This window comes from Scandinavium sp., from assembly GCF_051650185.1.
GTDB lineage: Bacteria > Pseudomonadota > Gammaproteobacteria > Enterobacterales > Enterobacteriaceae > Scandinavium.
In genome coordinates this window covers 23972-35614 of sequence record NZ_JBOFIN010000134.1, presented here as the reverse complement: position 1 = coordinate 35614, position 11643 = coordinate 23972, and the positions used below count along the sequence as shown (strand labels likewise).

General features: G+C 54.8%; 9 protein-coding genes and 2 pseudogenes. 6 read left to right on the top strand and 5 right to left on the bottom strand.

The window, feature by feature from the left end; genetic code table 11:
• The 3 genes and pseudogenes from ACRCWW_RS18290 to ACRCWW_RS18280 form a co-directional block, all read right to left on the bottom strand.
• Nucleotides 1-105 (bottom strand): annotated as a pseudogene (locus ACRCWW_RS18290) (IS5/IS1182 family transposase); the annotation flags it as partial.
• A gap of 29 nt (nt 106-134) precedes the next feature.
• Nucleotides 135-395: pseudogene (locus ACRCWW_RS18285) on the bottom strand (fimbrial biogenesis chaperone); the annotation flags it as partial.
• A 44-nt stretch (nt 396-439) separates the two neighbouring features.
• Nucleotides 440-988, bottom strand: a complete 549-nt coding sequence (locus ACRCWW_RS18280; RefSeq protein WP_438683657.1) for a fimbrial protein — start codon at nt 986-988, stop codon at nt 440-442.
• A 599-nt stretch (nt 989-1587) separates the two neighbouring features.
• Between ACRCWW_RS18280 and ACRCWW_RS18275 the strand changes: the two genes are divergently transcribed.
• A complete protein-coding gene (locus ACRCWW_RS18275; protein ID WP_438683656.1) occupies nt 1588-1953 on the top strand; it encodes a hypothetical protein in 366 nt (121 codons plus the stop codon).
• Between the two features lie 47 nt (nt 1954-2000).
• Here the strand turns inward: ACRCWW_RS18275 and ACRCWW_RS18270 are convergent, their stop codons facing one another.
• Together ACRCWW_RS18270 and ACRCWW_RS18265 are read right to left on the bottom strand one after the other, a co-directional pair.
• On the bottom strand, nt 2001-3389 hold the full coding sequence (locus ACRCWW_RS18270) for an MFS transporter (protein WP_438683655.1): 1389 nt from the start codon (nt 3387-3389) through the stop codon (nt 2001-2003).
• 26 nt (nt 3390-3415) lie between these two features.
• Entirely contained in the window at nt 3416-4585 is a 1170-nt protein-coding gene (locus tag ACRCWW_RS18265) for a M20 aminoacylase family protein (protein WP_438683654.1), read from the bottom strand.
• Nucleotides 4586-4757: 172 nt separating this feature from the next.
• Here ACRCWW_RS18265 and ACRCWW_RS18260 point away from each other — a divergent pair, with 172 nt between their 5' ends.
• The 5 genes from ACRCWW_RS18260 (at nt 4758) to sapD (ending at nt 11643) form a co-directional block, all read left to right on the top strand.
• Entirely contained in the window at nt 4758-7073 is a 2316-nt protein-coding gene (locus ACRCWW_RS18260) for a helix-turn-helix transcriptional regulator (RefSeq protein ID WP_438683653.1), read from the top strand.
• An 89-nt stretch (nt 7074-7162) separates the two neighbouring features.
• Entirely contained in the window at nt 7163-8812 is a 1650-nt protein-coding gene (gene sapA, locus ACRCWW_RS18255) for an ABC transporter substrate-binding protein SapA (protein ID WP_438683658.1), read from the top strand.
• A complete protein-coding gene (gene sapB, locus ACRCWW_RS18250; RefSeq protein WP_438683652.1) occupies nt 8809-9774 on the top strand; it encodes a putrescine export ABC transporter permease SapB in 966 nt (321 codons plus the stop codon). The genes sapA and sapB overlap by 4 nt, the downstream gene beginning before the upstream one ends.
• Nucleotides 9761-10651, top strand: a complete 891-nt coding sequence (sapC, locus tag ACRCWW_RS18245; RefSeq protein WP_330981865.1) for a putrescine export ABC transporter permease SapC — start codon at nt 9761-9763, stop codon at nt 10649-10651. Before sapB ends, sapC begins: the two co-directional genes overlap by 14 nt.
• Nucleotides 10651-11643: a putrescine export ABC transporter ATP-binding protein SapD gene (sapD, locus tag ACRCWW_RS18240; RefSeq protein ID WP_438683651.1), complete on the top strand. Its 993-nt coding sequence runs from the start codon at nt 10651-10653 to the stop codon at nt 11641-11643. The genes sapC and sapD overlap by 1 nt, the downstream gene beginning before the upstream one ends.

Genomic DNA, 11643 nt, shown 5'->3' with positions numbered 1-11643 from the left:
GTTGATGAGAGCTTTGTTGTAGGTGGGCCAGTTGGTAATTTTGAACTTTTGCTTTGCCACGGAACGGTCTTCGTTATCGGGAGGATGCGTGATCTGATCCTTCAACTCAGCAAAAGTTCGATTTATTCAACAAAGCCGCTATCGGGGTCAACACGATTGATTGGCGGCGTCAGGGCAAAGGGGACCTTGAGATGATCGGGTTTTGCATCAATGACACCATTATCAAGCCAGCTCTGTATCAATACTGGCGATTTCCCTTTATTGCTTATTTTAACGCTCACTTCTTTATCGTCAGAGGGATAAATCACGCGTGTGCCGGTAATAACGATACTTGCATTCGCTGAACAGCAGGCAAACAGTAAAGAAGCGACTAGTGGGAATAAAAATCGAGACATAGAAAAACCTTTACTGAAAAGGGGGCAAAGCCCCCTGGAAAAGATTACTGATACTGAATGGAATAAACCACGTTACTCACAACGGTACCTGCGGTCGTAGCACCGTCTGCGTAGTATTCAACCGCATATGGCATATCCGCTGAACCGCTGGAAATGTCGTAGTAAGTCGCCGCAGAAACCTGCTCGGTGTTACCAGCGTTGATAACAGCTTCTGAGCCACTTTCTTCGCGCAGCTGCAGGCTAACGTTGGTCGCGTCACCGCTGACGTTTTTCAGATGGCCGGTGGTCAGATCAACAGAAGAGCCCGACTGGAAAAACGCGGAGGCAGTCTGCAGGGTACCAGCACAGTTGCTGAGGTTGATGTTAAAGCCAGTACGTCCTGCAGTGTCCCCTGCTGTGGTCAGTTGGTTGGTTCCAATGGTTGGCAGCACGATAAGTGCATCCGCGCCCTGGCCATCAACGTTTGCATCACACGTGGTAGCAGTCAGTTCACCATTAAAAGTAATGGTGCCCGTAGATGCTGCCTGCGCGTTCATCGCAGTAGCAGCAGTCAAGGCAGCCAGAATAGCAACTGAGGAAATAACTTTTTTCATTTTGAAGTCCTGTTTTCAATGAATTGGTTGAAATAGAGTATTAAATTAATAATTGAACTATACGTTGCATCCGTACTTGCAATCCCACGTGTAATTTGAAGTAAAACAAATTACAGCTGCGTCTTAAAAATCTGAAAGGGGCTGACAAACACAACGCGGAAACACTATTTCACATCGATTAAAGCACTTCCATAGAGGAAAAATTGATAAAACAAATTCTCATTTAAATCCATATTTCTTTAAGGAACTAAATAACCATTAAAATCACACCAAAAATAACAGAAAAGAAAAGCAAAAGCCGAAGCACGGATCATTCATCTTTTTTATACAGTCTAAGCAGGATAACTATCTGAGTGACATCTCCGTAACTTAAGCCCACAATCCTTACAAAAAACCTTTCATTCAATATTTTTATTTCACTGTAAAAACAAACAAATCAGCTATTTCATTTAAAAGTAAATATAAAATTACATCGAATTAACGCTGGCATCAGCGCATCACAGTTGCCATATCGGTAAACAGTGGGATGAGATATTTCGCGAAGTATGTTGACACCATGACTCACCCTGCCCTTTAACGCCGCGACTGACTTTACCGATGTGGCTGACTGCTGCGATCGCTTCGCGTCAACGCTGATTGAATATCACGATACGACGGAAAATCTCGCGCTGTTAGGTCGCCTCAATGCTTGTCTGGCTTTGCTGCTTCCGACGCTTGATGAGCCCATTCCGCCCCATTTAATCGCCCGTTTTAGCGTTGAGTCGCCGCCTACATCTGTCTCAGTTTTTGAGCCCGATGCAGAAACATTGTGCGCTTATTGCCAGACTCTGGCGGAGGTGTTGTGTCAGCAATCATTCCTGCCGAAAACGGAGAACACGTTGAGAGCGTTGTTGTACTGGCTGGTGTGGATGTTTGCGGCGGATTTGAAAGCGCCGCGCTGGGTTTCAGGTAAACTCCCGAACTAAAAAATTGCCCGGTGGCGGCTTCGCCTTACCGGGCCTGCGGGCGAAGGTTAGCTTCTCTTTGGCAGCAACCACCAGCTCACCGCAACAGCACTGAGACAAACAGCACTGTTAAACAGCAACGCATATTGTGCCGCGTTTGCCATTCCATAAGGCAATAACAGGGCGTACAGCGACGCGGTGACGGCGATGCCCATCGCCCCGCCGAGCGAGCTGCCCATTTTGTAGATGCCTGATGCGACGCCGACTTTGTTCTCTGGCGCATTGACGACGGCGGTATCGGTCGACGGAGTGGCGTAACATCCCAGACCCAGACCGAACAGCACAAAACTGAAGAAGACCGTGATGATGTAGAGCTCTTTTTCAAGAAAGGTGCAGGATATGAGTAGCGTACCGAATGCGCTCAGCACGGGCCCCACCATCATCGGTATACGTGCGCCATAGCGCTGAAGCAGTTTCTCCCCAACGCGGATCATCACCAGCACGGTCACCAGATAACCCAGCGTCATCATGCCGGTTTGCAACGGCGACAAATGTTGCCCCTGTTGTAGCCAGATGCTGGTGATCATCATTGTGCCGATACTGCCGTTAAGCATAAAATTTGAAAGCACTGCCGCGCTGTAGGCACGGTTTTTAAACAGGGCGAAATCAATCAACGCCGCGTCGCCTTTGCGCAATCCTGAACGAATGAACCACAACGTGGCGAGCACTGCGCCTGCCAGCATTGAGAGCGTGAGCCCACTGCTCCAGCCCCAGCCGTGGCCTTTGCTGATAAATAAATTCAGCATCACCAGCGCCGTCACAAAACTGATAAGCCCGCTCACATCCAGCTTATGCTGTTGTGCGCTGGCACTTCGGCTTTCCGGTGTACCGCGAATCAACAGAAAAGCGACCAGCGCCACCAGCATTGAGAACACGAAGATCCAGCGCCAGCCCAGCCCGGTGGCAATCGCGCCGCCGACGAAGGAACACAAACCGCTGCCGCCCCACGAGCCAATCACCCAAAAGCTGATGGCACGCTGACGCGCTTTGCCTTCATACCAGGTTTTGATCAGCGCGAGCGTCGCAGGCATGATGCAGGCCGCCGAAAGCCCCTGTATCGCCCTGCCCGCCAGAAACAGCGCCGGGCCGTGCGCCAGCACCAGCAAGCCACTGCCAATGATGCTCAGCGCCAGGCCCGTCAGCGTCAGCCGCACGCGGCCAAACTTATCGGCAAGGCCGCCGCTGGCGACGACAAAGCAGCCGCTGAACAAGGCGCTGAGGCTGACGGCCAGCGTCAGCGTTTCCAGCGAGATATCAAGGCTGTTTTTCATGGCGGGAACAACGTTGATGACCGACTGCGCGAACAGCCAGAAGGTCAACACGCTTAGAACGATCCCGGCCAGCAGTCGGTCATTACCGACAAAGGCGCGGGTGTCGGTCAGGGGAACTGTACTCATCGTGCGGCCCTCCTTCGATGGCTGGTTTAACGCAGATAGTGTTCGGTCAGGCCACTCCAGAGTGCCGCGCCGGTGAGCAGGATCTTGTCGTTAAAATCATATCCGGGGTTATGCACCATGCAGCGTTCCGGCTCATCGCCCGCGCCGATGGTGAAGTAGCATCCGTTAGGGTTTTTCTCGAGCATGAAGGCGAAGTCTTCGCTGCCCATAAACGAGCCGATGGTTGCCACGGCATCATGACCAAACAAATCCGTGGCGACGTTGCGTACCATTTCATTCGCCACCGGATCGTTTTTCAGCACCGGGCTGCCGTTAACGTGGGTAATAGTGGCGGTCGCGTTGAAACTTTCAGCCTGAGCAACTGCAATGTCGTGGATGCGTTGCAGCACGGTCTGGCGCACCTTTTCATTCAACGTGCGCACCGTGAGCTTCATCAGCACTTTTTCGTTGATGATATTTGGCGCATGTCCCGCCTGGATGCTGCCCACCGTGACCACCGCCGGTTCGAATGGCGTGATGTTGCGCGAGACAATCGACTGCAAGGCAATGGTGATGTGACAAGCCACCAGCGTGGCATCAACGGTATGTTCCGGCACCGCGCCGTGGCCGCCCACGCCATTCACTTCTATGTGTATCGTGTCAGATGAAGCCATCATCGCGCCGTCATGGAGGCCGATTTTGCCGAGTTTTTGCGACGGCATATTGTGCAGCCCGAAAATATGATCGCAGGGGAATTTATCGAACAGGCCGTCTTCGACCATCACCCGCCCGCCGTAAAGCAGCTCTTCCGCGGGCTGAAAAATCAGATTCAGCGTGCCGCTGAAGTTGCGGGTACGCGCCAGATACTCCGCGGCGTAAAGCAGCGTGGTGGTGTGCCCGTCATGCCCACAGCCGTGAAATTTACCGTCCACGCTGCTGGCCCAGGCTTTGCCACTGTTTTCCTGCATCGGTAACGCATCCATATCAGCACGTAACCCCAGGCGCTTGCTGCCGCTTCCCACTTTTAGCGAGCCGACCACCCCTGTACCGGCCAGCCCACGATGCACGTCGTACCCCCACTTCGTGAGCAGACGAGCCACCTGATCGCTGGTCTGGTGTTCTTCAAAGCCAATTTCCGGGTGCTGATGAAAGTGGCGGCGCAGCTCGATGAACTGCTCTTCGGTGCCCTGCAGTGCTTCAACAATTGGATGTGTCATTTTTGTTATCCCTTTATTGCTTCACAGTGATAATGTCGAGTTTATGCCGATGCCATAACGGAAAAGCGCAACTTTTTGTTGTGAAGTAACGCATTCCTCATGACTGTTTTTCATACAATTCCGTTATGACAAGAAACAGCATGTCATTATTTGTCTTCATTGGGAGAGGGAAATGGATCAAAGTGGTAACGAATTTTTGGTCACCGTGCAGGATATTCGCCACTTCGCCCAGGAAGATACTCACGGCCTGACGCTAGTGTGGTTACTCGAAGGCAACGTGGTGCTGGAAGTCGACGATCAGCCTCTGGCGCTAACAGCCAATCATCTGGCCATTGTTAACCGCCATCAGCACTGGCGGGTTTCGGCGCAGGCGCCGAATGTCATGTTGCAGGTGACGCTCTCGGCACCCTGGCTAACGCGGCTGTACAGCGACTTCTTCGCCCACGATTATCACATTCCCAATGAAAACAGCGGCGTGTGGCCGCAGTGTGATGCTTTGCGCCATCTGCTGCGCCAGCTGCTGGCCGTTACGCTTATCCATCATCAAAGCCGCTACCGACTTGAAGCTCATCGCTGGCTGGGGGAGATCCTGCTGCTGCTTACCTCAAGCTTCCAGCAGCCTGCCCGCCCTTCTCAACGCGCAGCTAACCCCGGCTGGAGCAAACGCATTACTCAGGTGGTGGAACGGATTAACGCCAGCTATGCCCGGCGGATCACCCTGGCTGAAATCGCAGAGGCGGAGTTTGTTTCTGAAGCCTGGCTTTCACGGCTGTTTCGCAAAGAAGTCGGCGTCAGCTTTATGCAATACATCACTGGCCTGCGCCTTGAAAAGGCCGCTGAGGCGCTGCGCTCAACCAATAAGCCATTGCATCAGATCGCGCTGGAACAGGGGTTTGCCAGTACCCGAATGATGAGCGACCTGTTCCGTCGCCATCATCAGATGACGCCGGGCGAATTCCGTAAGCTGCGTCAGTCGGCTGCCGGTGTGCCCCGCCCTCGCCTGCCAATAAGTGACAATGTCACGCCTGTCGCGGTTGATAAACTGTTCTGCTTGCTCAATGAGCCAGAAACACGGGGTTGGGAGCCGTCATCGCTGGTGCTTTCACATCAGCAGGAACGGGTGATTGACCTGCAATCGCTAACGCCACGAACCGCCCCTTTACGGCATACGCGCATCATCATTACGGTACGTGAGCTGGACGATTTGCTGCGTGAAGATGTTCGCCGTGAGCTGGAGGCTTTGCATGAGCAAATCCCGGTCTATGGGATCGACATCGCAGAACCCTTTCTCAGCAGCCGCTTATTTACCAGCGGCTGGGATGATCCGCTGACGGCAGGCTACGCCTGCTGGTATAACCTGCATCAGCTCTTTACCTGGCTTGCCCGAAAGTGCTGGCACGTGCTACTCCACACCGGGCTCACGACGCGTTGCGACTTACTTGAGCGTTTCCTGCAGCAATCGGTGAACCATTTTCCTCAGGACGTTATCGCCGGCTGGCAGTTTGTCTGGCACTGGTCTTCTCAGGCCACAACTGAAACGCGTGAGACGGCCTGGCAAACGCAGCGAAGCCTCGTAAAAACGTTTTTACCCCAGGCTAAATTTGGCCTGTGGCACCGCTTCACGGCTAACAGCCGTCCGCAGAGTGATGAAGCGGTCCTGGGCTCGCCGATCATCGCTCAGGCCGATTTTATTGCCTGCCCGGCCGACGCGAATGAATTGCTCGACCTGGCACAACTGGACCCGGCACGGCTGGCATCGACTGAAAACTATCCGGTGCAGAAAATACGTCAGATCCAGACGGCACTGCGCCAGAAGCAGCTGACCCTGCCCATCTGGCTGCTTTCGTGGAACACCCTGACGGGTAACACGCGAGCCACTAACGGATGGTTCTTCCGCGGCGCGCTATTGATGCAGAATTTACTCGGTCTGGCCGATCATGTGTGGCTTGCAGGATTCTGGCTGAACTCCGGTTTGCAGGGCGAATCACGCGCCAATGACAAGCTGGATACCTCAAGCCTGGCGCTGCAATATAACCACGGGCTGCCGCGTCCCATCTTCTGGGTGCTCTGGCTGTGGTTACGCCTGCGCGGAGAAGTAGTGGTGAATGACAAAGAGGTGCTGCTGTTACGCCACCAGCGTAGCTATCAGCTTTTACTGCGCAACACCGTGGTATTTAATCCCGGGCTTTCCAGCGAAGAGACGTTTATTCAGCGTTTTCGCCAGCAGTACCGCATTCAACTCCTGGGTCTCCGTGGCAAGTGGCGCGTCAAATGCCATCTTTACGATCAGCATAATGGGGCGCTGTTCCCGTTACTTGAGGCCAATCTCTGCGAAAGCGGGCCAGATGAAGAAGTCTGGCAATGGGTGCGGCATAAAGCGCGGCCGACGCTCTCCGTGCGCGACGAGCAGCTACAGGACAGCTGGCAAACCACTGATTCTCTGGAGAGCAATGCCCTGCTGCTAGTGGAGTTAACCCCACTAAATTGATGACTTTTGCAGCGGTCGGTCGCGAAGTTTGTACCTGGCCGTGGGAAGTGCGATACACTTTGCAGATCGGTCTGAATTATGAAGAAATTATGCGCCTGAATTTATCCGCCTTACTGGCAGCAATGGGATTACTGTGTGGCAGCGCCATGGCCGCCACGCCTCCAGCACTGGCCCCGCACGGCGACATTCGTGACAGCGGATTTGTCTACTGCGTCAGCGGACAGGTGAATACCTTTAATCCGCAGAAAGCGGGCAGCGGCCTGATTGTCGATACCCTTGCGGCGCAGATTTACGATCGCCTGCTGGATGTTGACCCTTACACCTACCGTCTGGTGCCTGAACTGGCTGAGAGCTGGGAAGTGCTGGATAACGGCGCTACCTACCGCTTCCATCTGCGCAACGGCGTTCAGTTCCAGAAAACGGCGTGGTTCAAACCTACCCGCGCATTGAATGCCGATGATGTGGTGTTCACCTTTGAGCGTATTTTCGACCGCGATCACCCGTGGCATAACGTCAACGGACCAAACTTCCCCTATTTCGACAGCCTGCAATTTGCCGACAGCGTTGAGAGCGTGCGCAAACTCGACAGCCGTACCGTTGAGTTTCGCCTTAAGCGCCCGGATGCGTCATTCCTCTGGCATTTAGCCACTCATTATGCGTCGGTGATGTCAGCGGAATACGCGGCGAATCTCAGCAAAATCGACAGGCAAGAATTGCTTGATCGCCAGCCTGTCGGCACCGGGCCTTATCAGCTTGATGAATATCGCGCCGGGCAATACATTCGCCTGCAACGCCACCCTGCGTTCTGGCGCGGCCAGCCATTGATGCCGCAAGTGGTTGTCGACTTAGGATCTGGCGGCACCGGGCGTTTATCAAAATTACTGACTGGCGAATGCGATGTGCTGGCGTGGCCTGCTGCCAGCCAGTTGACCATTTTGCGTGATGATCCGCGTTTGCGCCTGACGCTGCGCCCTGGTATGAACATCGCGTATCTGGCGTTCAATACCGATAAACCGCCGATGAACAATCCTGCTGTTCGTCACGCGCTGGCGCTGGCTATCAATAACCAGCGCCTGATGCAGTCGATTTATTACGGCACGGCTGAAACCGCAGCCTCAATTCTGCCGCGAGCCTCCTGGGCTTACGACAATGAAGCTAAAATTACCGAATACGATCCGGCGAAATCACGCGAGCAGCTCAAAGCGCTGGGGCTGGAAAATATGACGCTGCACCTCTGGGTGCCGACCGCTTCGCAGGCGTGGAACCCTAGCCCGCTGAAGACCGCTGAGTTGATTCAGGCGGATATGGCGCAGGTTGGCGTGAAGGTCATTATTGTACCGGTTGAAGGCCGCTTCCAGGAGGCGCGTCTGATGGACATGAACCATGATCTGACGCTGACCGGCTGGGCGACAGACAGTAACGACCCGGACAGCTTCTTCCGCCCGCTGTTAAGCTGCGCGGCGATTGGCTCGCAAACGAACTTTGCTCACTGGTGTAATCGCGAATTTGACAGCGTGCTGCAAAAAGCGCTGGCTTCACAGCAACTGGCCTCACGCATTGATGCCTACGATGAAGCACAGCAGATCCTCGCCAAAGAGTTGCCGGTGCTTCCGCTGGCGTCCTCTTTACGTTTGCAGGCTTACCGTTATGACATTAAAGGGCTGGTGCTGAGCCCGTTTGGCAACGCCTCCTTTGCGGGCGTCTCACGAGAAAAAGAGGAAGAGGTGAAAAAACCATGATCATTTTTACCCTCCGTCGTCTGCTGCTGTTACTGGTGACGCTTTTTCTGCTGACTTTTGTCGGCTTCAGCCTGAGCTATTTTACACCGCACGCGCCGTTGCAAGGCGCTTCGCTCGGCAACGCCTGGCTGTTCTGGTTTAAGGGTTTGTTGCACTGGGACTTCGGCGTCTCCAGCATCAACGGACAACTGATCTCCGATCAGCTTAAAGAAGTGTTCCCGGCCACGATGGAGCTGTGCATTCTCGCGTTCGGCCTGGCGCTGCTGGTCGGTATTCCCGTCGGGATGCTGGCGGGAATTATGCGTTCTAAATGGCAGGATAACCTGATCAGCGCCTTCGCCCTGCTCGGCTTTTCCATTCCGGTATTCTGGCTGGCGCTGCTGCTCACACTGTTTTTCTCACTGACGCTCGGCTGGCTCCCGGTGTCTGGCCGTTTTGACTTACTCTACGAAGTCAAAAACGTCACGGGTTTTGCGCTGATTGATGCGTGGCTGTCGAATTCCCCATGGCGCGATGAGATGATCATGAGCGCCCTGCGCCATATGGTGTTGCCGGTGCTGACGCTGGCCGTCGCGCCGACCACTGAAGTGGTGCGACTGATGCGTCTGAGCACCATCGACGTGTATGACACGAATTATGTGAAAGCTGCTGCCACACGTGGTGTGTCGCGCCTGACGATTTTGCGTCGCCATGTGCTGCATAACGCCCTGCCGCCGGTTATCCCACGTTTAGGCTTGCAGTTCTCCACGATGCTGACGCTGGCGATGATTACCGAAATGGTCTTTAGCTGGCCAGGTCTGGGGCGCTGGATGATTAACGCCATTCGCCAACAGGATTATGCAGCAATTTCCGCAGGCGTGATGGTCATTGGCGCGCTGGTGATTATCGTGAACGTGCTGTCTGATATTTTGGGTGCAATGGCTAACCCACTGAAACATAAGGAATGGTATGCCTTACGATAGCGTCTATCTGGAAAAGCGCCCGCCAGGGGCGCTGCGCACCGTGTGGCGTAAATTCTACGGCGATACCACGGCGATGATTGGCCTGTACGGCTGCCTCGGGCTGGCCTTGCTGTGCATCTTCGGCACCTGGTTTGCGCCTTACGGTATCGATCAGCAATTCCTGGGTTACCAACTGTTGCCGCCTTCGTGGTCTCGCTATGGCGAAGTCTCGTTCTTCCTCGGCACTGACGATTTAGGGCGTGATGTGCTTAGCCGCCTGCTGAGCGGCGCGGCTCCGACTGTCGGCGGTGCGTTTGTGGTGACACTTGGCGCAACGCTGTGTGGTCTGGTGCTGGGTGCCTTTGCGGGATCAACGCGCGGCCTGCGTTCGGCGGTGCTGAACCATATCCTCGACACCCTGCTGTCTATTCCTTCCCTGCTGCTGGCGATCATTGTGGTGGCGTTTTCCGGGCCGCATCTGCTGCACGCGATGTTTGCCGTCTGGCTGGCGTTGCTGCCGCGTATGGTGCGTTCCGTCTACAGCATGGTGCACGATGAGCTGGAAAAAGATTACGTCGTTGCCGCCCGTCTGGACGGGGCCACCACGCTGAATATTCTCTGGTTTGCCGTGCTGCCAAATATCGCTTCAGGGCTGGTCACCGAGATCACACGCGCGCTGTCGATGGCGATTCTGGATATCGCCGCATTAGGCTTCCTGGACCTCGGCGCACAGCTCCCTTCCCCGGAATGGGGGGCGATGCTGGGCGATGCGCTGGAACTGATCTATGTCGCACCGTGGACCGTGATGCTGCCGGGTGCCGCCATTATGGTTAGCGTTTTGCTGGTTAACCTGCTGGGCGACGGTATTCGCCGCGCCATTGAAGCGGGGGTGCAATAATGCCGTTACTGGATATCCGTAACCTCACCATTGAATTTCGCACCAGCGAAGGCTGGGTGAAAGCCGTTGACCGCGTCAGCATGACGCTGGCAGAAGGTGAAATTCGCGGCCTTGTGGGCGAATCTGGCTCAGGAAAGAGCCTGATTGCCAAAGCCATTTGTGGCGTAACAAAAGACAACTGGCGCGTGACCGCCGACCGTATGCGTTTTGATGATATCGACCTGCTGCGGCTATCCGGCCGCGAGCGTCGTCGTCTGGTCGGGCACAACGTGTCGATGATTTTCCAGGAGCCACAGTCCTGTCTCGATCCGTCTGAGCGGATCGGTCGGCAGTTGATGCAAAACATCCCCGGCTGGACGTATAAAGGCCGCTGGTGGCAGCGCTTTGGCTGGCGTAAACGTCGCGCGATTGAGCTGCTGCACCGCGTGGGGATTAAAGACCATAAAGATGCGATGCGCAGCTTCCCGTACGAGCTGACCGACGGCGAGTGCCAGAAGGTGATGATTGCGATTGCGCTGGCGAACCAGCCGCGTTTGCTGATTGCCGATGAGCCGACCAACGCCATGGAACCGACCACCCAGGCGCAAATTTTCCGTCTGCTGACGCGCCTGAACCAGAACAACAACACCACCATTCTGCTTATCAGCCACGACCTGCAAATGCTGAGCCAGTGGGCGGATAAGATAAACGTGATGTATTGCGGACAAACGGTGGAAACCGCGCCAAGCGAAGATCTGGTGACCATTCCGCATCATCCTTATACCCAGGCGTTGATTCGCGCGATCCCCGATTTTGGGCGTTCGATGCCACATAAAAGCCGTCTCAATACCATGCCGGGTGCAATTCCATTGCTGGAATCGCTGCCCATTGGCTGCCGTCTGGGGCCGCGTTGCCCTTATGCCCAGCGTAAATGCATTGAAACACCGCGTCTGACGGGAGCCAGGAACCACATGTTCGCCTGTCATTTTCCGCTGAACATGGAGAAAGAGTGA

Excerpts from the sequence above, each read along its gene's own strand:
- ACRCWW_RS18260 (WP_438683653.1), top strand. The coding sequence starts at position 4,758 with ATGGATCAAAGTGGTAACGAATTTTTGGTCACCGTGCAGGATATTCGC.
- sapC (WP_330981865.1), top strand. The coding sequence starts at position 9,761 with ATGCCTTACGATAGCGTCTATCTGGAAAAGCGCCCGCCAGGGGCGCTG.
- ACRCWW_RS18270 (WP_438683655.1), bottom strand. The coding sequence starts at position 3,389 with ATGAGTACAGTTCCCCTGACCGACACCCGCGCCTTTGTCGGTAATGAC.
- sapD (WP_438683651.1), top strand. The coding sequence starts at position 10,651 with ATGCCGTTACTGGATATCCGTAACCTCACCATTGAATTTCGCACCAGC.
- ACRCWW_RS18265 (WP_438683654.1), bottom strand. The coding sequence starts at position 4,585 with ATGACACATCCAATTGTTGAAGCACTGCAGGGCACCGAAGAGCAGTTC.
- sapB (WP_438683652.1), top strand. The coding sequence starts at position 8,809 with ATGATCATTTTTACCCTCCGTCGTCTGCTGCTGTTACTGGTGACGCTT.
- ACRCWW_RS18280 (WP_438683657.1), bottom strand. The coding sequence starts at position 988 with ATGAAAAAAGTTATTTCCTCAGTTGCTATTCTGGCTGCCTTGACTGCT.
- sapA (WP_438683658.1), top strand. The coding sequence starts at position 7,163 with ATGCGCCTGAATTTATCCGCCTTACTGGCAGCAATGGGATTACTGTGT.